The sequence below is a fragment of the Streptomyces sp. NPDC107559 genome, assembly GCF_055657365.1.
This window is the reverse complement of the sequence record NZ_JBVKBD010000032.1, coordinates 1-21,046: the sequence shown is the minus strand read 5'-3', so window position 1 is coordinate 21,046 and position 21,046 is coordinate 1. Positions and strand designations below refer to the sequence as shown.

General features: G+C 70.5%; 14 protein-coding genes and 3 pseudogenes. 10 read left to right on the top strand and 7 right to left on the bottom strand.

Going from position 1 to position 21,046, the window contains the following annotated elements; all coding sequences use genetic code 11:
- Positions 1–131 precede the first annotated feature (131 nt).
- From ACZ7OY_RS42645 to ACZ7OY_RS42630, 4 genes and pseudogenes are all read right to left on the bottom strand, one after another.
- Positions 132–1,811, bottom strand: coding sequence for a sodium:solute symporter family transporter (locus ACZ7OY_RS42645; RefSeq protein ID WP_472250886.1), 1,680 nt, complete (start codon positions 1,809–1,811; stop codon positions 132–134).
- A complete protein-coding gene (locus tag ACZ7OY_RS42640) occupies positions 1,811–2,125 on the bottom strand; it encodes a hypothetical protein (RefSeq protein ID WP_472250885.1) in 315 nt (104 codons plus the stop codon). Before ACZ7OY_RS42640 ends, ACZ7OY_RS42645 begins: the two co-directional genes overlap by 1 nt.
- 300 nt (positions 2,126–2,425) lie before the next feature.
- Positions 2,426–3,505, bottom strand: coding sequence for a Zn-dependent alcohol dehydrogenase (locus tag ACZ7OY_RS42635; protein ID WP_472250920.1), 1,080 nt, complete (start codon positions 3,503–3,505; stop codon positions 2,426–2,428).
- 42 nt (positions 3,506–3,547) lie between these two features.
- A pseudogene (locus tag ACZ7OY_RS42630) lies at positions 3,548–4,987 on the bottom strand (aldehyde dehydrogenase); the annotation flags it as partial.
- Positions 4,988–5,385: 398 nt separating this feature from the next.
- Here ACZ7OY_RS42630 and ACZ7OY_RS42625 point away from each other — a divergent pair.
- From ACZ7OY_RS42625 to ACZ7OY_RS42595, 7 genes and pseudogenes are all read left to right on the top strand, one after another.
- Positions 5,386–6,516 (top strand): porin PorA family protein, encoded by a 1,131-nt coding sequence (locus ACZ7OY_RS42625; RefSeq protein ID WP_472250884.1) that lies wholly within the window; start codon positions 5,386–5,388, stop codon positions 6,514–6,516.
- 154 nt (positions 6,517–6,670) lie between these two features.
- The gene (locus ACZ7OY_RS42620) at positions 6,671–7,645 is read left to right on the top strand and encodes an esterase/lipase family protein (RefSeq protein ID WP_472250883.1); all 975 of its coding nucleotides are present in this window, start codon (positions 6,671–6,673) and stop codon (positions 7,643–7,645) included.
- 166 nt (positions 7,646–7,811) lie between these two features.
- The gene (locus ACZ7OY_RS42615; RefSeq protein WP_472250882.1) at positions 7,812–8,969 is read left to right on the top strand and encodes a PucR family transcriptional regulator; all 1,158 of its coding nucleotides are present in this window, start codon (positions 7,812–7,814) and stop codon (positions 8,967–8,969) included.
- 5 nt (positions 8,970–8,974) lie between these two features.
- Positions 8,975–10,267 (top strand): helix-turn-helix domain-containing protein, encoded by a 1,293-nt coding sequence (locus tag ACZ7OY_RS42610; RefSeq protein WP_472250881.1) that lies wholly within the window; start codon positions 8,975–8,977, stop codon positions 10,265–10,267.
- A 193-nt stretch (positions 10,268–10,460) separates the two neighbouring features.
- Positions 10,461–10,803: pseudogene (locus ACZ7OY_RS42605) on the top strand (transposase); the annotation flags it as partial.
- Between the two features lie 197 nt (positions 10,804–11,000).
- A complete protein-coding gene (locus ACZ7OY_RS42600) occupies positions 11,001–12,254 on the top strand; it encodes an RNA-guided endonuclease InsQ/TnpB family protein (protein WP_472250919.1) in 1,254 nt (417 codons plus the stop codon).
- 31 nt (positions 12,255–12,285) lie between these two features.
- Positions 12,286–13,950, top strand: a complete 1,665-nt coding sequence (locus ACZ7OY_RS42595; RefSeq protein ID WP_472250880.1) for an IS1182 family transposase — start codon at positions 12,286–12,288, stop codon at positions 13,948–13,950.
- Positions 13,951–14,264: 314 nt separating this feature from the next.
- Here the strand turns inward: ACZ7OY_RS42595 and ACZ7OY_RS42590 are convergent, their stop codons facing one another.
- Positions 14,265–15,605 carry a lipocalin-like domain-containing protein gene (locus tag ACZ7OY_RS42590; RefSeq protein ID WP_472250879.1) on the bottom strand — a complete coding sequence of 447 codons (1,341 nt, stop codon included), beginning with the start codon at positions 15,603–15,605 and terminating at the stop codon, positions 14,265–14,267.
- Between the two features lie 296 nt (positions 15,606–15,901).
- Here ACZ7OY_RS42590 and ACZ7OY_RS42585 point away from each other — a divergent pair.
- Positions 15,902–16,397, top strand: a pseudogene (locus tag ACZ7OY_RS42585) (phosphoketolase family protein); the annotation flags it as partial.
- Positions 16,398–16,664: 267 nt separating this feature from the next.
- On the opposite strand, the gene ACZ7OY_RS42580 reads toward ACZ7OY_RS42585, so the two are convergent.
- Entirely contained in the window at positions 16,665–18,014 is a 1,350-nt protein-coding gene (locus ACZ7OY_RS42580) for a hypothetical protein (RefSeq protein WP_472250918.1), read from the bottom strand.
- Between the two features lie 172 nt (positions 18,015–18,186).
- On the opposite strand from ACZ7OY_RS42580, the gene ACZ7OY_RS42575 reads away from it, so the two are divergent.
- Positions 18,187–18,708 carry a hypothetical protein gene (locus ACZ7OY_RS42575; RefSeq protein WP_472250878.1) on the top strand — a complete coding sequence of 174 codons (522 nt, stop codon included), beginning with the start codon at positions 18,187–18,189 and terminating at the stop codon, positions 18,706–18,708.
- Between the two features lie 95 nt (positions 18,709–18,803).
- Here the strand turns inward: ACZ7OY_RS42575 and ACZ7OY_RS42570 are convergent, their stop codons facing one another.
- Positions 18,804–19,997: an IS110 family RNA-guided transposase gene (locus ACZ7OY_RS42570; protein WP_472250877.1), complete on the bottom strand. Its 1,194-nt coding sequence runs from the start codon at positions 19,995–19,997 to the stop codon at positions 18,804–18,806.
- 205 nt (positions 19,998–20,202) lie between these two features.
- Between ACZ7OY_RS42570 and ACZ7OY_RS42565 the strand changes: the two genes are divergently transcribed.
- Positions 20,203–20,859 (top strand): hypothetical protein, encoded by a 657-nt coding sequence (locus tag ACZ7OY_RS42565; RefSeq protein WP_472250876.1) that lies wholly within the window; start codon positions 20,203–20,205, stop codon positions 20,857–20,859.
- Positions 20,860–21,046 lie beyond the last annotated feature (187 nt).

Below are 21,046 nucleotides of genomic sequence, written 5' to 3'. Positions count from 1 at the left end.
TGGGAGGGGGCTTGTCGGGGGGGGTGCCCTGCCCAGGAAAAACCCCCCCACGGGGAAAAAAAGAGGGGTGGGGCCCCCGGTCCCCACAAAATCCCCCACAGCCCCTCCCGCATCCGTTTCGCTCCGCGGGCTCAGCGTCGGCGGCGTCCCCTCGTTCCGGCCGTGACCCGGGGCTCGAAGGCGTTCGGCGCCCCGTCCTGCCAGGCCGGCTCCGCGGGCGCCGGCACCGGCAACTCGGCACGGTTGCCTCCCAGCAGGCTGCCCGCCCACCCCAGCAGGAAGCCCGCCAGGATCGCCACCAGACCGGGAAAGTGCAGCGGGACGAAGGCGAAGTCCCGGTGCGAGAAGAGCGCCTGCGGCGAGCCGGAGACCGTGAGCGAGAAGAGCTGGAGCAGAAAGGCGCACGTCAGTCCGCCGTACAGGGCACAGAGCAGACCCGTACGGTTGAACCGCGGCCAGAACAGGCTGTAGATCTGTGCGGGCAGCACGGAGGAGGCCGCCGCGCTGAGCGCGAACGCCGCGATGAACTGGACGTTGGAGCTCTGTGCGGCCAGTGCGAGGACGATGCCCAGTCCCCCGACTGCCACCATCCCCCAACGCGCCGCCGCCACCTCGTTCCCAGGCTTCCCCGCACGCCACCGCGGGAGCTGGGCGCGGATGTCATGGGCCAGCGCGGCACCGCAGGCCAGGGTGATCGCGGCGACCACGGCCAGTACGGTGAGGAAGACCGCCACGGCGACCACCACGAACACCACCGCCGCCACATGCGGGGGGAAGGTGCCGCCGAGCGCCCTGGTGAACATCATCAGGGCGCCGTCGCCACTGGGGTCGGCCTGGGCGACCGTCGCCGAGCCGAGCAGCGCGGTGCCGCCCAGCCCGAGAACGGTCGTGGCCAGGACGAAGACGGCGACGCCGCCGAGCGCCAGGGTGGCGCTGCGCCGCGCGGTGGGACCGTCCGGGGCGGAGGCGAACCGCCTGGTCAGGTGGGGCAGGCTGACCGCGCCCAGGGCCACCGAGAACTGCAGGCTGATCAGGTCCAGCCGTCCGGTGAGATCTCGGCCCAGGTACATGCCGGGCTGGTAGAAGCGGTCCGGGGCGGTGCTGTGCCGGGCGGCGGAGTGCACCAGCTCCCCGGGGTTCCAGCCAAACCGGTCCATGGTCAGCGTCGCCGTGGCGATCACCACCACGAACACCACCAGCGCCTTGACCGCCTGGAGCCGGCTGGCGCCCCGCATTCCCCCCACGACAGTGAAAAGGATCATCAGCAGCCCCAGGAAGACCGTACAGACCTGCCGAGAGCCGTCCGAGGAAAGTCCGATCAGCTGCGCGGTGGCGCTGCCCATCCCGGAGAGCTGGAGCACCAGGTACGGCAGGGAAACCGCGAGGGTCGCCACACCCGCGGCGATCCGGGGCGCGCTCCCGGGCACCGCGGAGGCGAGGATGTCGCCGACGGTGAATCGGCCGGCCCGCCGCAGCGGCTGGGCGAGCAGGGTCAACAGACCCAGGCCGAGGACCGTGCCCGCGGACACCGTCAGCCCGTCGAAGCCGTAGAGGGTGACCAGACCGGTGGCGCTGAGCAGGGTGGCGGCGGAGACGTAGTCGCCGGCCAGCGCGAAGGCGCCGCCGACCCGCCCCATGCGGCGGCCGGCCGTGTAGAACTCCTCGAGGTCGTCACGGTGCCCGGCGGCCACCAGGCTGAGCAGGATCACGATGTCGACCACGGCGACGAACGTGGCGATCACCAGGCTCTGGTAGGAGAACCCCAGCAGTGCCGGCTCGGCGGAGCCCGCGGCGGCGAGGAAGGCGGGCATCACCGGCGCCCCTCCGCGCTCTCGCGACCGTCCTCGTGCGCGGCGTCGTACGAGCGGACGCACCAGCGGTCGAAGGTCCAGGCTCCGGCCACCACCAGCACGGTCTGGACGCCCAGAAGCAGCATCCCGAGGGTGAGCCCGCCGCCGAGATCCGTGCCGAGCAGTTCGCCGTGTCCCAGTTCCAGGGCCGTCAGCAGCAACGGAACGCTGCCGCCCACGGCGAGAGCGACCCACCAGGCCCGCCCCGGCCGGACGGCGGCGTGGACGGGGGCGGGAGGAGGGGCGGGGCTGTGCAAGGAGGGCGAAGGCCGCACGACGGTGTTCCTTTGTTCCGGGACCGGGTTGGGCGCGTGAGTACGCGGAAGAGGTGGCACCCGCGCCGCCGGGCACGCAGAGCCGACTCCGTGGGGGTGCCGGGCCGACCCTCTCCACCCTGCCCCCACCCTGTCCACGCCCTGGCACCTGGTGGCTGCGGCCGCACAGACGAAGGCCGCCCGGTTGTGCGCCGCCACCCGCCGGCCTCCCCCGCGGGTGGCGACATACCGCGGCGCCCCGGTTCGGAAGCATTCGAGACTCCGCGAACCGGGGCGCGAGCAAAGCGATATGACGATAGATCAGCTGATGGTGAGGACCGTGCGCAGGGCCTCGCCGGTGTGCATCTGGCGGACGGCCTCGTTGGCCTCGGCCAGCGGGACTCGGTGGGTGATCATCTTCTCCAGATCGATCTCACCCGCCCGCCACAGCTCGATGATCCGCTCGAAGCTCTTGAGCACGTCCGCACCGCCGTAGAAGGAGGGCATCAGCTTCTTCTCGTTGAGGACCAGTTCGCTCATGTTGATCTGTGGGAAGTCGGTCTTGGCGCCCACACCGACCACGCAGACGACACCGCCGCGCCGGGTGTGGTCGTAGGCCGAGCGCAGCGTCGCCGGCTTGCCGACCACCTCGAAGAGGTAGTCGAACCCCTCGCCGCCGGTGAGTTCGGCGCTGAGTGCCCCCAGCTCGTCGGGGGCGGCCGCGTGAGTCGCGCCCAGGTCCAGCGCCCACTGCCGCCGCCCCTCGACCGGGTCGACGGCGACGATCACCGAGGCGCCGGCCACCTTGGCGCCCTGCACCGCGCTGATGCCGACGCCGCCGCAACCGATGACGGCCACTTTGGAACCGGGCTCCACCTTCGCCGTGTTGAGGACGGCACCGATTCCGGTGGTGACACCGCAGCCGATGAGCGCCGCGATGTCGAACGGCACATCGTCGGGGATCGCGACGGCGACGTTGGCGGGGACCACGATCTCCTCGGCAAAGGTGCCCGTGCCCATGAACCCGAAGACCGGGCCGCCCGCCGCGCCGAAGTTGGGGGTGGTCAGGTTGGCCATGCCGCTCGGACACATGTTGCCCTCGCCGCGCTTGCAGGCCGGGCACCTCCCGCACGACGGCATCCAGCACACCACCACCCGGTCGCCGGGGCCGACATGGGTGACGCCCTCCCCGACCTCCAGCACCTCACCCGCGCCCTCGTGGCCGGGCACGAACGGGGTGGGCAGGCCCAGGGTGCCGTTCATACCGGAGACGTCGGAGTGGCACAGGCTCGCGGCCCGCATCCTGATCCGCACCTTGCCGGCCGTCACCGCCTGGGTGGTCACGTCCTCGCGGATGTCGAGGGTGTCGTCGCCGGTCTGCTGCAGGACGGCTGCTCGCACGGTCTTCCTCTGTTCCTTCATCTCGGGAATTCTGGCGGTCTGGGGCAGGTAGACGGACTTCGGCTCCAGGTACGCGGCCAGGCCCTCCACTCCGAACTCACGGCCGATGCCGGAGTTCTTGAAGCCGCCGAACGGGCCCAGGAAGTCCACCCGGAGGGTGTTGACGTTGAAGGTGCCGGTGCGGATCTGCCGGGCGACCTCGAGGCCGTGCTCGACGTCTCCCGCCCACACCGCGCCGGAGAGCCCGAACTCCGACTCGTTGGCGATCCGGACGGCGTCGGCCTCGTCCTGGTACTTGATCAGGCAGACGACCGGGCCGAACACCTCCTCCTGGGCGATCCGCATGGAGTTGTCCACGTCGCCGAAGAGGGTCGGCTCCACGTACCAACCGCGCGGCTGCGAGGCCGGAACACCGCCGCCCGTCAGCAGGGTCGCGCCCTCCTCCCGGGCGATCCGGATGTAGTCCAGGCTGCGCTGCTGCTGGCGCCTGCTCACCAGCGGGCCGACCTGGGTGGCCGGGTCCAGCGGGGCGCCCACCCTGAGCCCGGCGACCGCCTCGGTCAGCGCGGCGGCGATCTCCTCGTACCGGGAGGCGGGCGCCAGGATCCGGGTCAGCGCGATGCACGCCTGACCGTTGTTCATGTACGACCCGGCCATCAGCGCGGGCACGACCTGGGTCAGGTCCGCGTCCTCCAGGATGATCGCGGCCGACTTTCCGCCCAGCTCAAGGGTGATCCGGTGCAGGTGGGCGGCCGCGGCCTCCATCACCTTCCGGCCCGCCGCCACCGAGCCGGTGAAGGCCACCTTGTCGATGCCGGGATGGCCGACCAGGTGCGAGGAGACCTCGCGGTCGGCGACGATCACATTGAGCACGCCCGCGGGCAGGCCGGCCTGCTCGGCGACCTCGGCGAGGACGTACGCGTCGAGCGGGGTCTCCGGCGACGCCTTGAGGACGACCGTGCAGCCTGCCGCAAGCGCCGGGGCGACCTTGGTGGCGGTGACGAACTGCGGGACGTTCCACGGCACCACGGCCGCCACCACACCCGCCGGTTCCTGGCGCACCAGGACCGGACCGCTCATGCCGTGCCGCCACTGCTCGAAGGCGAACTCCTGCGCCGCGCCCACGGTGGTCGCGTAGGTCGCGATGGCGCTCATCACCTGACCCGTCATCGCCCAGGTAATCGGCGAGCCGTTCTGGGAGGCGATCAACGCGGCCAGCTTCGGGGCGCGGGCGGTGAGGCCGTCCTTCATCCGGGTGAGCACCGCCAGGCGCTCCTCCAGCGCCATCCGCGGCCACGGGCCGTTGTCGAAGGCCTCCCGGGCGGCCGCCACCGCCGCGTCCACGTCCTCGGCGCCGGCGTGCGGCACCCGGCCGATGACCTCCTCGGTGTGCGGGGACACCACGGTGATGGTGTCGGTGCCGTGGGGCTCCACCCAGCGGCCGCCGATATAGAGGCGGTCGTGTTCGACTGCAGTGGCCATCAGGTCCTCTTCCCAAGAAGGCGGCGCGTGCGCGGCCCGCCCTCCGTGACGTTCGAACGGCGATATGACGAAGGGTTTTCGCAGGCGGGGACGGATACGGCCGACGACGGCCGGGCCGCGGTTCCCGCACCGGCAGCCTCACCCGCGCGGCCCGCGAATCCCATCCCCGGCGAGGGAAGACCGTGTGCGCCCACAGCCGCGGCGCTCCGCGTTGTGCGGCCGCCCACCGAGCGGCAGCGGCTCTGGACGGGCGGTGCCCACTGCTGCTGTCCTTCCCGGCACACCGGGTCACGGACCCCGGCGGAGCCTCCGCGTCAACCGCACCGCTCCCCCACGGTCCCCGGCTCCTTTCCCCCGTCACCACCGCGCCCCGTCACATGTTTCCTCCTAGGAGTGCCATGAAGAAGTCCGTTGTCGCCTGCGCCGCCGGAGCGGTCGTACTGGCCGCCGCCGCCGGAACCGGCCGTTTCGCGGTGCTCCCCGCGGTCGACCAGGTCCCCTCGGACCTGAAGACGTCCGTCCACTACTCCGGCACCGCGACCGCCCTCGACAAGGAGGCGCTGTCCGCCGGAGACGTCGCCCACGCCGTCCACCGCGACCTGCCGATCACCGCCACCCGCACGGTCGAGGTGACGGCGGTCGACGGCGGTACGGCGCGGATGGACGACCACACGGTCGTCACCGCCGCCGGTGGCACCAAGCTGACCGACGGCACCCACCTGTGGGCCGTCGACCGCAGGACACTGCGGGACGCCAAGGGCCCGGCCGACTGGAAGACCGAGGACCACCAGGGCCTGGTGGCCGGCTTCCCGCTGCACCCGAAGACCGAGGACTACCGCTTCTGGGACACCCTCACCGGCACCGCCGTCAAGGCCGACTACCGGGGCAGGACCTCGTTCGGCGGGCGCAGCGCGTACAAGTTCCTGATCGAGTCCTCGGGCGCGCCCAACGCCACGACCGCCGCCGCGCTGCCCCCGTCGCTGCCCACCCCGCTGGTCCGAGGTCTGGCCGGGACGCTGCCCGAGGCGGGTCAGGGCCGGCTGGCCGGAGCGTTGAAGTCGGCGGGTGCCACTGTGCCGCTCACGTACAAGGCAACCGGCACCGCGACCGCATGGGTGGACACCGAGACCGGCGTGGTCCTCGGGCAGAGCGTCCACCAGGCGGTGGTCGGCCAGGTCGCGGGGACGGACGGCCCGGTGGACGTGCTTCCGGTGACCGACATACGGATGTCGACGACCAAGGCGTCCACCGCCAAGGCCGTCGACAGGGCGCAGTCCGCCACCAGGGGCCGGCTGCTGGTCGGCACGGTCGCCCCCGGCGTGGCGCTGCTGCTCGCACTCGGGCTGGCGCTGGGGGCGGTGCTGCTGGCTCGCAGGAGCCCGAGCGACGGTGGTCCGGCCGGAGGCGATCCGGCCGGCCCGTCCGAGCCGTCCGAGGCCACCGCGCCCGCCGAGGCCACGGCGTCCGCCGAGCAGAAGTCCGCCGCGCCCGCCGCACCCGGCGACTCTCCCGGAGCCGGCCGCTCCTGAGCCGGCGCCCTCGATCCCCGGGTGCCGTCGCGCCGGTTGCCCGGCACGGCGGGACCCGGTGTCCGTCCCGCACGGGACGGTCCCTCACCGCGCAACCGCGCCGTCTCGCAGGACTCCGCGCCCCCAACGCGGTCAGACAACGACTGGAGCCGCAATGCGCAACACCTCCCGCCTCCCCGACAGACCCCGGGGGCGCCCCGCCCGCCGCCGTACCGCGCTGCTCACCTCGGCAGCCGCGGTGCTGGCCGCGGCGCTCGGTGTGTCCGCGGCCACGCCCGCGTCCGCGTCCGGCCTCCCGCTCCCCGTGCCGTACTCCGAGGTGACCGGCCTGGCGCCGAGCCTGGCCGACACCGACAGCGCCCCGCCCGGCGCCGACGACTGGTCCTGCCGCCCGAGCGCGGCCCACCCGCGCCCCGTGGTGCTGGTCCACGGGACCTTCGCCAGCGCGCGCTACAGCTGGGACTCGCTCTCGCCGCTGCTGCGGAACAACGGCTACTGCGTCTACACCTTCAACTACGGCGCGCCCTCCGGCAGCGCGGTCAAGGGACTGGCCCCGATGGAGGACGGCGCCGCGACCCTGGCCGCCTTCGTCGACCGGCTACTGGCCTCCACCGGCGCCGCCAGGGTGGACCTCGTGGGCCACTCGCAGGGCGCGCTCATGCCCCGGTACTACCTGAAGTACCTGGGCGGCGCGGCCAAGGTCGGCACCCTGGTCGGGCTCGCGGGGCCGAACCACGGCACCTCGGTCAGCGGCGTGGTCGCCCTGGAGCAGTACCTCGGGGTGCTCGGGTACGCCAACAATCTGGTCGGCACCGCGTGCGACGCCTGTACCCAGTTCCTGACCGGCTCGGCCTTCGTCAGTGACCTCAACGCCGGTGGCGAGACCCTGCCGGGAGTGCGGTACGTCGACATCGCGAGCAAGTACGACGAGTTGGCGACCTCGTACACCACGGCGTTCCTGACGGGTGGCAATGTCACCAACGTCACCCTGCAGGACGGCTGCCCCATCGACCTCTCCGGGCATGTTCAGCTGCTCTTCGGCCGCCGTTCGCTGGCCCTGGTGCAGAACGCGCTGGACCCGGCGCACCCTGTTTCCGTGCCCTGCCTGCCGGTGGCCCACACCGGCTGACCACGCATACACACCGGCGGCGGCCGCTCGGACGAGCGGCCGCCGCCTCCGTTGTGTCCGTACCTCGGCCAAGGTCTTCCCGGCGGCCCGCATTTCGGGTAAACCAGAGACACAACAGTTGAATGAACGATCGTTCAACTCCGGAGCCGCACAAGGGAGCGTCGACGTGTACCGGGCATCCGAAGAACTGCTGCGCGCGGCGGCGCTGCGGGTCCACGGCCGCCACCTGGACCCCCTGGCCTCCCAGATGGCCCGCGCCATCCGGGAGAACGAGCCGCTCTACCACGACCCCGCCCACGCGCCCGACGACATCGACCAGGTGATCCGCGACATCGTCGCGGCCGCCCTCACCGGCCTCGCCGACCCGACGACGGCCGGCAACGACTCCGCCGAACTGCTCTACCGGCTCGGCGGGCACCGCGCCCAGCAGGGCATTCCGCTGGACACCGTGCTGCGCAACTACCAGCTGGGCACCGGACTGTTCTGGGAATCCCTGGTCGCCGCGGCCGAGCCGCACGACAGCGAACGGGCCACCCTGATGGCCCGGGCCGCAACCAGTGTCTGGGACCTCTTCGACCGCGACAGCCGCATGATCGCGGACGCCTACCGGCAAGCCAGCAGTGGCGGCGGCCCTGCCGCGAGCCAGGCCGGCCAGACCCTGGGCCGCTACCTGGACGGCCGACCGCCGGTGGGCAGCGCGCTGGCCGCGGCCACCGTGCTGGGCCTGGATCCCCAGGAGAACCTGATCGTGGTGGCGTTCCGCGGCCGGGAGCCGGTCCGCCGTGCGGCAGGGGCGCCGCTGGTCCGACTGCCCCGGCCGTGGGACGGGCTGTCGATCGTCTCGACGGGCGGCATGGACGCCGCCGCCCTCGCCCGCACCCTGACCGTGCCGCCAGGCACCCGTGCCGGGATCAGCCCGCCCGCCGCGGGCCTGAACGGCCTGCCCCGCGCCCGGCGGCTGGCCGAACGCGCCCTGCGCACCTGCGCACACGACGGCGAGGCGGCGCTCCTGGACCGCCGGTTCGCCGCGGGCCTGGCCGCCGGCCCGCCGGAACTGGTCCGGGAGGTCGCCGACGGGGTACTCGGCCGTGTCCTGCAGGCACCCCCCGCCGAACGGGCCGCGTTGCTGCTCACGCTGGACGCCTGGCTCACGGCGGACGGCTCGATGGAACGCGCCGCCGCCACGCTCTACTGCCACCGCAACACCGTGCTCAAGCGGCTCAACCGGCTGGAACAGCTCACCGGCCGCTCGGTCTTCCGGCCCCGTGACCTCGTGGCGCTGACTCTGGCGCTGAACGCCTGCCGGTCGGCGGGCCGACGATGACCGGTGTGCCGCCCGGCGTCCTGGGCACCACCGCGGCCGACCTGGAGCGGGCCGATGCGCTGCTCCAGGCCGCGGCCCGGCAGCTGGTGCCCTCGCGGGAGGCGATCACCGGCGAACTGGTCGCGGCGCTGCGGGACCTCGAGGGCGGGGTGCCCGGCCATCTGTCCGGTCCCGGCGACCTCCAGGCCACCCTGCGCGCCGCCGTCACCGCTTCCCTGGACCGGCTGGTCGCCGGACCCGGCGGTCCGGACGGGCCCAGCCGCCCCGGAGCCGTCGCACCACCGGACTCCGCCGGGCCCATCGGCGACATCGCCGCCCAGCGCGCCAGGCAGGGAGTGCCGTTGGACGCCGTACTCCACGCGTTGGCCACCTGCGGGGCGCTGCTCTGGGAACGGCTGATCGACACCGCGGCCGCCCTCCGCCCCGCCGAGGCACACCTGCTGCTCCATGCCACCGACCGGATGCGGGAGGCCCGGGAGCGGAACGCCGCCACGGTGCGGGACGGCTACACGCGGATCCTGGGCCCGGACGCCGTCGATCCCGCCGTCCGGGGGCGGACGGTCCTCGCGCTGCTGCTGGAACGGCCCGCCGACGGACTGCTGCTGGGCGGTGCCGCCACCCTGCTGGGGGTTCCCGGGCGGGGCCGGTACGCCGTCGTGGTCACCGACCGCCGCCCGCCCGCGCTGCCCGGCTTCACCGGCCGCGTCTTCCCCGCCGCTCTGCCGGACGGCGAGACGCTGGTCGCCCTGCTGCGCGACCAGCCGTTGGACGTGCTCGCGGATGCGGTCCGCCGGTCAACGGTCCCGGGCAGCGAGGGCGTGCACCCGGTGCCCCGGGCGGGGATCGGCCCGGTCGTCGGCGGCCTGGCCGAGCTGCCCCGGGCCGCCCGGCTGGCCAGGGCGGCCCGGGCCGCCGCGTCGGCGGAGCGTCCCGTGGTGCTCTGGGACGACGCCCCGGTAGCCGCCCTCGTCTCCGCCGACCCCGAATTCGCCTGCGCTCTCGGCGGCCGCATCCTCGCCCCCGTCCTGTCACTGCCGCGAGAGGAACGCGACCAGCTCCTGCGCACCTTCACGGCCTGGCTGGACGGCGACGGCACCACCCGGCTGGCCGCCGAACGGCTGGGCTGCCACCGCAACACCGTCCTCAACCGACTGCGCCGTCTGGAGCAACTGACCGGCCGCCGCCTCACGGCCCCCGCCGACATGGTCGAACTCGCCCTCGCGGTCGAATCGTTGACGGTCCTGCCGGAGCGGCTGCCAGACGCCCCCGGCCCCGCTGGAACACCCGGGGCCACCTGATGGTGCGGCGGCACACCGCAGCGGAACCGCCGCGCTCTGCCGCCGCACCGGTCGACCAGGAAGTCCGGGTTCAGCATGATCTAGCGCGGAACCCCGGGCGTTCACGGCTCCGTTGGGAAAGGCGTGATTCGAGCAGTGCCGTGTCGTTCGTCTTGTCGATGGCCATGGTCGTTGGCGGGATGGGGGAAGCGGAATGTCGCTGGAGTCGAGGTCGGATGTAGGGGGTGCCTGAGCTGACGGCTAGGGTGGTGCGTGCCTCGTTTCCCAGGGGGACGTTGGCCATCCGGATCCGGGAGACGCTGGGTGTGCTGTTCAGGGACGAGGACTTCGCTGTGGCTTTCCCTGGCCGGGGTCGGCCTGCGATCTCGCCGGGAGCCTTGGCCTTGGTGTCGGTGCTGCAGTACGCGCAGGGACTGTCCGACCGGCAGGCTGCTGACCAGGTGCGAGCGCGGATGGACTGGAAGTTTCTGCTGGGGCTGGAGCTGGATGATCCGGGGTTCGACTTCACCGTCCTGGGAGACTTCCGCTCCCGCCTGATCACGCACGGGCTCTTCGCAGCGCCGAAGGATCTCGTCGGTGAACGGGCCGCGCCGACACTTGGGAGTGAAGACCGAGTATGCGTGGAGGGTGTGGACGACGCTACGACCCCTGTGAATATCGGGGTTTGGCTCCCATCGGGGTGACATAGAGCAATACGATCACGCCTGTGAAGATCGTGACGCAGGTCAAGCTCATGCCGGACGCCGCGCAGGCATCCGTGCTTGAGCGCACCCTGCGTACGGTCAATGGCGCCGCGAACTGGGTGTCGCAGGTGGCGTTCGCGCGCGGCGTGCCGCGTGAGTACGAGCTGCGCAAGCACACCTACGCCGAACTCAGAGCCCGTGGGCTGGGAGCACAGGCCGCGCAGCACGTCATCAAGAAGGTGCGCGACGCGTACACCACACTCAAGGCCAGTATCCGGGCCGGGAATCTCGGCAAGGAAGGCTCGAAGCGTCGCCGCAAGGCCGAGTCCCGGTCGGTCACGTTCCGTCCGCAGGCCGCGCAGTCGCATGACGACCGGTGTCTGAGCTGGCAGTACGACCAGCGGACCGTGTCCATCTGGACCGTGGGCGGCCGGGTCAAGAACGTGCCGTTCGTGTGCTCCCCGGACGCGCTCAGGATGCTCCGGGCGCACCGGCAGGGCGAATCCGACCTGATCGAGCGCGACGGCGTGTTCTACCTCGTCGCCACCTGTGACGTGCCCGAGGCCGGGCAGTACGAGCCGGACGGCTTCATCGGCGTGGACCTCGGCATCGTCAACATCGCCACCGCCTCCACCGGCTACCAGGCCGCCGGGCGACGGCTCAACCGGTACCGCAAGCGACAGCTCGCCCTGCGGGCCAAGCTCCAGAAGAAGCGCACCAAGAGCGCCAAGCGGCGGCTCAGGGCCCGTGCCCGCAAAGAGGCGCGGCACGCCGCCGGCCAGAACCACATCATCTCCAAGACGATCGTGACCGAGGCTGAACGCACCGGACGCGGCCTGTCCCTCGAAGAACTCAAGGGCATCCGCAACCGGGTACGGCTCCGCAAGCCCCAACGGGTCGCACTCCACTCCTGGGCATTCGCCCAGCTCGCAGACTTCATCGTCTACAAGGCCAAGCGGGCCGGGGTGCCCCTGGTATTCGTCGATCCCGCGTACACGTCGCAGACGTGCGCCGAGTGCGGCCACGTCGACCAGCGAAACCGTGTCGGCCAGGGGCTTTTCATCTGCCGGGGGTGCGGGGTCGTTGCCCACGCCGACCGGAACGCTTCCCACAACATCGCCACCCGTGGCGAGAGTGTGTGGAATGCGGGGCGTGAGTCACACGTCCCTTGCCACCCCATAGGGGTGGCTAGACGGAGGAGTCCACCCCAGCAGCCAGCTGGGCACTACCTCCAAGCCCGGCCCTTCAGGACTCCGTTGGGAAATCCGCAATCTGGCTGTCGAGTGCTGGTGGGGTTGACATGATCGTCCCGTCTGGTCGGTCGGGAGGGGTGGAATGTCGTTAGAGGCTCGGGATTACCGTGGGGTGCCGGAGCTGACCGCGCGGGTGGTGCGGGCCTCGTTTCCCAAGGGGACGTTGGCGGTGCGGATCCGGGAGGCGCTCGGCCCACTGTTCGAGGACGAATCCTTCGCCGAGGCGTTCCCGCCGCGGGGACGGCCTGCGATCGCACCGGGTGCGTTGGCGTTGGTGTCCGTGCTGCAGTACGCCGAAGGGCTCAGTGACCGACAGGCCGCCGAGCAGGTGCGGGCGCGGATGGACTGGAAGTTCTTGCTGGGCCTTGAGCTGGATGATCCTGGCTTCGACTTCTCGGTATTGGGTGACTTCCGCTCCCGCCTGATCGAGCGCGGGCTGGAGGAGAGGATCTTGGATCTGGTCCTTTCCCGATGTTGCGAACTGGGCCTGTTGCGCTCGGGCGGCCGGCAGCGGACCGACTCCACGCACGTCCTGGCCGCGGTGCGGACGTTGAACCGGATGGAGTTTGTGGGCGAGAGTCTGCGTGCGGCTTTGGAAGCCTTGGCGGCAGCGGCACCGCAGTGGCTGGCGTCGCTGGTCGACTCTGCCTGGATCGAGCGTTACGGCACGCGGATCGATTCTTATCGCTTTCCGAAGGGGGACAACGTCCGCAAGGAGTGGGCTGAGCAGGTCGGCCGAGACGGTTTCACCGTGCTGGAGGCCGTCTTCACTCCAACCGCCCCGGGCTGGCTTCGGCAGATCCCCGCCGTTGAGGTCCTGCGCCGGACCTGGTTGGAGCAGTACCACCGCGACGGTGAGGGGGTGCGCTGGCGGGAGGCGAAGGACCTCCCGCCGGGCAGACGCCGGATGTCCTCGCCCTACGACCTCGACGCACGCTACGGCATGAAGCGGGGCTCGGGCTGGTGCGGCTTCAAAGCTCATCTGACCGAGACGTGTGAGCCGGATGCACCCCATGTGATCACGAATGTTGAGACCACGGACGCCACCGTCGACGACGCCGAGATGACCGAGACCGTCCACCAGAACCTGGATGAACGCGGATTGGTGCCGGGCGAGCACGTAGTGGACGCCGGCTACGTCACTGCCGCCCACATCCTCACCGCACTCGACGAGCACGCGATCACGCTCCTCGGGCCGGTCGGCTTGGACACCCACCACGGCAAGCAGGACGACACCGGCCCGGACCTCTCCCAGCAGGCATTCACGATCGACTGGGACCGGCGCAAGGCGGTCTGCCCACGCGGCGCGGTCAGCATCAGCTGGTCCGACCAGGTCAAGCCCAGCGGCACCCCGATCACCCGGGTCCAGTTCGCCGCCACCGACTGCCGCCCCTGCCCACTGCGCTCGGCCTGCACGCGGGCGTCCGAGAAGGGCCGCTACGGACGCAGCCTGACCCTGCTCCCGCGAGAGCAGCAAGAGATTCTGAGCCAGCGCCGACAGGAACAGCAAACCGAGGAATGGAAGAAGCGGTACGACATCCGAGCTGGTGTCGAGGGCACGATCTCGCAAGCCGTCCACCGCACCGGAATCCGCCGCACCCGCTACACAGGACTGTCCAAGACCCACCTCGGCAACGTCCTCGCCGCCACCGCGATCAACATCATCCGACTCGACGCATGGTTGACCGAAACCCCACTCGGCGGGACCAGGACCTCACACCTGGCCCGCCTGGAACTCGCCGCGTGAACCACCAGCACTCGACAGCCAGTTTGCGGATTTCCCAACGGAGTCCTTCAGGGCCGGTCAAGTTGACTGGCGGCGTGACAGTACGCCTGTCACCCTGTCCATCGCCCGGAACGCGTTCTCGGGCCGGCCTTGACCCGGCATGAGCGCGGCCACGGGCCGGATCGCGCCCGTCTCTGTCTCGTCGTCTCTGCTCCGACAATGCCAGACATCACGTTGATACGCCTCACGACATTGCGGGGCCTCGCCGCACACGACGCACGACCGATCGGTTCGGCACTCCTGCCGCACGCGAGGCAGCCCGCCTCCGTAGTCGCTCAGGTAGATGATGCCGACGGGGTGGTGCTGGCGCTGCCCGTCTTCCGCGGTGCGCCGGCCAGGCCGAACTGGGCCGCCTCCAGCGTCCCGGTGCCTGTCCCGGAGGCATGAGTGCCGCCGACGTCGAGAGTGAGATCGTTCTTGGTGGCGTAGCGGGTGTACCAGATCTCGTCGATGCCGAGCTTGTCCAGGGCGGATTTCTGGGCCTGTGTGGGCTCGGTGACGTACTGCCTGCTGGCGATCAGCTGGTTGGTGTCGGTGAAGGTGAAGCCGGCCTTGTCGTCGCCGTTGTGATAGCTCCATTGAACCTTGCTGTAGTAGTCCTTGGGGTAGGCGGGGTTGGGGTACGACGTCGGGTCGGACTCCTTGGCTGTCACCGTCTGGCTGCCGTATGCGCCGACCATGCGCTTGCCGCTGTTCGTGTCGTCCACGAGGAAGACGGGGACGACTGCGGAGCCGTACTCCTTGCGCAGGTGGAGATAGGCGCCGATCATCGCGTACTGGTCGACGCTGCCGCGGCCCCAGCGCCAGTGCTCGATGCTGTAGGGGAAGGGCCGGTTGCCCCAGTTGTGGTCGTGGTAGCCGTGGCCGGTGAAGGAGCGCTTCTTGCCGTTCACAGTGATGGTGCCGGTGGCGGTGCCGGACGGCACCGCGGCCAACCAGCCGAAGTACTTGTCGGTGTCACCGAAGTAGATGATGCCGGTGCCGGGCCGGAAGGGCTGTACCAGGCTCGTCAGAGTCAGGTCGACGCCCACGTCGCCCAACTGACCTCTCATGCGGTAGGTCTTCAGGTCGCCGGTAAAGGTGAAGGGCCCCAGACGTACGTCGCAGCGGTCCTGGGAACCGGAGAACTCGTCCCAGCCGAAGGTGTGCGTTCCGCCGTGGTTGGTGCCGTCCGGGTCGGTCACGGTGACGCTGGACTTGGGTTTGCGTCCGGCCTCGCCGGGCTCGGGTACGAAGCCGTCGTCGAGCCGAGTGCTCAGGGTGAAGGACACGACGGTGCCGTCTTCGCCGGTGAAGTCGGAGTACCACCACTCGAAGACGTTCGGGTCGTCGTTGTGGGCGGCAGTGCGGAAGCCGTCCTCCCAGACCTCGATGGTGTCGCGCTTCAACCCCACACGGGCGAAGTCGTCATCGGTGTGGCCGTATCCGTTGGACGTGAGACCGCCGCCGGAGCTGCTCGTGCCGTGCCCGGTCGGGCTCGGCGAGACGGCTGCGGCATCCGTCCGGCGGGACGTGGAGCAGGCCGACAGCGTCAGGCCGGGTACGGCGGTGACCAGACCGGCGGCCGCCGTGCTCCGCAGGAACGCGCGGCGGGACCGAGCAGCGTCTTCAGGCATGAACGAACCTTTCACGACGAGCGGGAAGGAACGGGCGGCGGTCACGGCACCGTTGAAGGCGGCATGTGCCCATGTCCGATCGGACTTCGCCGTGTCGGGCTCCCGCGCCTCCTGAGCTGGTCCCAGTCAACGCCGCAGAAGGCGAGGGGGCATGCAGAACGGCTGCGAACGGGTGAACAGCGGGGACCGGAGCCATGGCGTCGTCTCACTCACACCTCCGACGTTCTCACATATCACAAAAGCCCCTCTCATGGAGGCCGGACGCCCCGAAGAACGCGAACCCGGCGCCGCGCCTTCTCTCCCACGCCTACGGCGCCGCGCTGGACAACCCCGCGCTGCTGGTCGCCTGCGTGATCGGCGACGGGAAGGCGGAGACCGGGCCGCTGGCAACCTCATAGCGCGGCAACAAGTTCCTCGACCCGGTGCACGACGGTGCCGTGCTGCCCACCCTGCACCTGAACGGCTACAAGATCGCCAACCCGACCCTGCTGTCCCGCCTGCCCGACGACGAGCTCGACCAGTTGCTGCGCGGACTGGGACACGACCCGCTCTACGTCACCGGCGACGACGGCCGTGCACCGTGCCGTGGCCGCCGCCATGGACACCGCCGTGGACAGCATCCGGACCATCCAGCACGCCGCCCGCAACGAGGACCGACGCGAGCGCCCGCGCTGGCCGATGATCGTGCTGCGTATACCGAAGGGCTGGACCGGCCCCGCCATCGCCGACGGCCTCCCCGTGGAGGGGACCTGGCGTGCCCATCAAATGCCGCTACCCGCCGTACGGGACGACGAGTTGAAGCGGGGCCGACCGATGGCGTCCGAGTTCCCGCGTCCCGCGTGAGGTGTACGTCCGGCCCGCCCTAGCGGAGAGGAACGACCCGTGCGCCAAGGTCACGCTGCACAACCCGGCAACCTCGTGAGACTTGCCTGGAGAAGAGGAACAGAAAGCCCCTCACGCCATGGAGGCGGCAGGATCGGCCCCATGGCAGTCGGGATGCCCGTATCGTGGGTGGCGCCTCCGGGGTTTGCCGACAGCTCCCCCGGGGCGCCCCTATTTTCAGGCCTTGGCTGATGCGACCTCGCGCACCCGGCCAGTCAGCGCCCGTACTGCGCGGGCCTTTGCGTAGGGCGTCAAATCAGCGCGCATCGTGGTGAAGTGGTCGTCACCGCGGGCGGACGAGACATGCTCGTACTCGTCCAGGAAACGACTCCACGAGTCGCACGACGCGTCCAGGTGCCCGATCCGCAGTTGCCGCTGCGCGAGCAGCGCGTAGGCGTGGACGCGGCCCTGGCGCTCGTTGGCTGGCTGGACACGGATGGACTGCTTCATCGCCTTGATGCTGCCTTGGAGGTCGTTCTCCTCAAGCAGCACGTGGGAGACGTGGAACAGGTAGGCGGTCTGGTTGTAGCCGCCGATCGCGTCGCGCCGGTTGTCGGCTTTCGCCAGAGCGGTTTCCGCTTCGCGCAGCCGGGCGTGGGCCTGGCGTCGGTCCCCGACCATCGATGCCGCCTGAGCCTGTTGTCCCCGCAGGAACGCCACCAGGCGAGGGCCGGCGGCCGGTGCCGCCTCGGCAGCCGAGTCCGCGAGCTCCAGCGCCATTCGTCCGTGCCGGAGGTTCGACGCTTGGAGCGACATGCCGCGCAGCGTGCGGCAGTAGGTGACGTGATCGTTCGCCTCATCGGCCAATTTGAGCGCCTGAACGTAGTACTTCTGGCCTAGACCATGGGCCTTTTCGTACATCGCCATCCAGCCCGTGAGATACGTGAGGTCCGATGCTGCGGCGAGCATGTCCAGTTTCACCGGCTCGGATGCTTCCGCTCTCAACCACGGGCCGACGGTGTTCACGAGGAACGCGGCAGCCATGGGGCGCGCGTGTCCTGCGCCGAACTCGTCGAGGATGTCAGCGATCCGCTCGGTCATGGAACGCACCGACGCGACTTGTGAGGCTCCGATTCGCGTAGTGGCCTTGCCGGGAGCGACCGGATCGTTGGCGGCCTGCGCGGCGTGCTGAAATATGGGCAGAGACAGCGCAGCGGAGAAGACGGTCGCGGCCACGACGCCGCGGCGGGATGGGTCCATGTCCGCCCTTCCTAGGTCAATCAACTCCTCCACAGTGTCGGCGGTTTGAGAGCCGTCGACGGACGCGGCGGGCTGAAGCCCGGCTTCCGCGTGAGTCACCGGCCGACCCAACCGGGCCGAGAGCGCCTCAAGGATCAGCGGCCTGACCTCGGGCCTTGGCGGCGTGCCGGCGATCCAGTGCGCAACGGCGGTTCGGTCGTACGTGAGTTTGAGCCCGGCCTGTGGGCCCAGCCTGTTCACCTGCTGGGCTAACTGCGTGCGCGTCCATCGTGCCTGCTCAAGCAGCTTGTCCAAGGCAGGGTTGGGCGTGCGTTTCTTCGTGGCCATGTCCTCAACTCCCGACAGCTCCATGGCATTCACGGTGTTCACGGTCCCACCTATCCCCCACGGTACCCGCAGACAGTGATCGCGCGGTTACCTCTTACGAGTCAAGCAACGAACCACAACCTTGGGGGCAATGGTGACCAGCGGAATTGACTCCGCTCCGGCCAGAAGCCCGGTGCATGCGCTGCGAGAGGCGGACCGGTCCCGCTGGGCGGACGCTGAGGCGTGGCTGCTGCGCGCGGCGCCGTCCCCGCAGACTGCCGCCGTGGAATGGGCGCGGCACTGCGTGGCCGTGCTGGCGGCTGGCCAGAAGTGGGACGTCGTGCGCGTGTCGTACGCCGTCCTGCACCCGAGCTTCGGCCTCGACACCACCCCGGACGAACTGCGCCACCAGGTAGGCGAGCTGAAGATGTCCGGCTCGATGTTCTGCGACCCCTACCGGCCGTTTCTCTACGTCATGGTGCCGCCAGGCACCGACAAGACATGGCCGCACAACTCCGGCCCCGCTGGCGTGGAGTGCCTGGGCGGCACCCGGCCGTTCATCCACCACGTCGGCGTGCCGAGCCTCGACCGCCTCGCGCCGCCCGGCCTGTTCTGGCTGATCCCCCCGTACAGCCTCGACTCCCCACTCGCCGACCCGGAGCACCTGAAGCAGGTTCTCCGCCTCGGCCTCCGCCCCGATTCGGGCACCCCCTGAGCGGCGTCGGCTGCGGGCGCTCCCCTGTCGTCCCCGGCCGACGCTCATCTCCGCCCCGTCACTGACAGAGAGTCTCAATGATGAAGTCAAGCCGCTTACGCGACCGGCAGCTCTGGGGTGAAGACCCGGTTGTCGCGCAGGAGGGCCCACAGGACACTGGCCCGCCGCCGGGCCAGGGCGATGACGGCTTGGACATGCTTGCAGCCTTCGCCGCGCTTCTTGAGGTAGAAGTCCCGGTTCGGCCCCTCGCGCATCATGCTGGTCTGCGCGGACATGCAGAACACCCTGCGCAGACGGCGGCTGTAGCGCTTGGGCCGGTGCAGATTGCCGGTCCGGCGACCGGAATCACGCGGGACGGGCACCAGCCCGGCCGCCGAGGCAAGGTGCCCGGCGTCGGCGTAGGCCGTGAGGTCGCCGGCGGCGACGACGAACTCAGCGCCCAGGATCGGTCCCATGCCGGGCAGGGACTCAATGATCTCCGCCTGCGGATGGCTGCGGAACGTCTCGCGGATCTGCTCGTCGATCCGCTTCTGGCGGACGTCCAGGGCCAGGATCTGCTCGGCCAGGCCGGCCACGATCTGGGCAGCGCCATCCTCGCCGGGCAGTGCGGTCCGCTGGGCCTGAGCGGCCTCCAGCGCGGTCGAGGCGACGCTGTCGGCACCGCGAACACCACGGTTGGCCAGCCAGGCCGTCAACCTCGCCCGGCCGCGGCGGCGGAGAGCCGCCGGGGTCTGGTAGCCCGTCAGCAGGACCAGCGCTCCCTTGTGCGAGCTGTAGTCAAAGGCCCGCTCCAGCGCGGGAAAAACGCCGGTCAGTGTGTCACGGAGACGGTTGATCATCCGGACTCGGTCGGCCACGAGATCGCAGCGGTGGGCGGTCAGCAGTGCGAGGCCGGCGGCCAGCTGGGCAGGCACGTCGATCGTCGCGAAGTCCCGGCGGTTGCGCACGGTTTCGGCGATGACGTAGGCGTCGCGGGCGTCGGTCTTCGCCTCACCCCGGTAGGCACCCGACATGCGGTTGACCGTGCGGCCGGGCACGTAGACGGCCTGCTGGCCGCGTGCCGCAAGCAGTGCCAGCAACAGAGCGGAGGACGTGCCGGAAATGTCCACCGCCCATTGGACCTCGTCGGCCAGGTCCAGGATCTCGCCCATGGCGGCAAGGATTGCCGACTCGTCGTTGTCGACCTTCTTCGACCACAGCGTCGCACCGGTCTCGTCGACCGCCGCTGCCCAGTGATGCCCCTTGCCTGCGTCGATCCCGGCCCATACCCGGTGCCTTCGCTCGCTCACTCGCCCCTCCTCGCTCCGAACAGCATGCCGTCGGCCCGAGGAACACCCCGCTGTCATCTCCGTAATCAGCGACCGAAGCGCAAATCTCAATCAGCAGCCAGGGCGCCCCGAAGAGCCGGGCGGCCACTCTTTGGAAGCCACTGAAGGCAGAGAGCCATAAGCCACACCCGGCCCTCCCGGGCCACCTAACAACTTACGGAGAGCCATGACCGAACTCTTCACGCACAAGGGCCGCCTCGTCCCGTACATCACCCCATGGACCAGGGAAAAAGTGACGCAACCGACCCCCGTGGCCACGCTCAGCGGCATCACCTTCCCCGGCCCGGCATCACGCCGGACCGAGGACGACGATGTGCTGTGGCAATGCTGGGGACACGGCCGCGGGGCGGGCGTGCCGCTGTGGAGCGAGGTGCACGGCCCCCGACAGCGGCACACCATGCACAGACGCTTATGCCAGGTCTGCGGCGGACCCGCAGACCGTGACGAGCGGGGCTGGCTGTGGCTGCTGGAGGACGAGCGCGATAGCGGCCCGACCTGGCCGGACGGGGAGCTGACGACACATCCGCCGGTATGCCGGCCGTGCCTGCCGGTCGCTGCTCGCCTGTGCCCGCACCTACGACGCGGTGGGACGGTGGCGGTACGGGTCGCCGAGGTCATTGTGGATGCCGTCTACGGGCACCGCTACCACCACGGCCCCTTCGGGCTCTACGCAGGAAAAGCCGACGTGTACCTCACGACCAGCTGGTCCGCGAAGTGGGTGATCGGCAACCAACTGGTCGCCTCCCTCTCCCAGTGCACCGTCCTCGACCCCGCCGAGGTCGGCATCAAGACCTCGGCGTCCCGAGCGCAGATACGCCGATGACCGCGCTCAGGACGCCGGCTGTACCCCTGTCCGGTGGCCCGGATGCCGACCGGCCCTGGCCACCGGACAGGTTTCCATCACTCTGCGATACAGAGGAGACTTCCCAATGACGTTGTCAAGCCGCTGCCGTGACCGGTGGTGTGGCTTGGTAGCACGCTCCGTCGCGGATCATGGCCCACAGGACGTT

Bases quoted from the DNA above. Each gene is read 5' to 3' on its own strand.
- ACZ7OY_RS42600 (WP_472250919.1), top strand. From the start codon at position 11,001: ATGCCGGACGCCGCGCAGGCATCCGTGCTTGAGCGCACCCTGCGTACG.
- ACZ7OY_RS42625 (WP_472250884.1), top strand. From the start codon at position 5,386: ATGAAGAAGTCCGTTGTCGCCTGCGCCGCCGGAGCGGTCGTACTGGCC.
- ACZ7OY_RS42620 (WP_472250883.1), top strand. From the start codon at position 6,671: ATGCGCAACACCTCCCGCCTCCCCGACAGACCCCGGGGGCGCCCCGCC.
- ACZ7OY_RS42580 (WP_472250918.1), bottom strand. From the start codon at position 18,014: ATGGCCACGAAGAAACGCACGCCCAACCCTGCCTTGGACAAGCTGCTT.
- ACZ7OY_RS42565 (WP_472250876.1), top strand. From the start codon at position 20,203: ATGACCGAACTCTTCACGCACAAGGGCCGCCTCGTCCCGTACATCACC.
- ACZ7OY_RS42595 (WP_472250880.1), top strand. From the start codon at position 12,286: ATGTCGTTAGAGGCTCGGGATTACCGTGGGGTGCCGGAGCTGACCGCG.
- ACZ7OY_RS42590 (WP_472250879.1), bottom strand. From the start codon at position 15,605: ATGCCTGAAGACGCTGCTCGGTCCCGCCGCGCGTTCCTGCGGAGCACG.
- ACZ7OY_RS42645 (WP_472250886.1), bottom strand. From the start codon at position 1,811: ATGCCCGCCTTCCTCGCCGCCGCGGGCTCCGCCGAGCCGGCACTGCTG.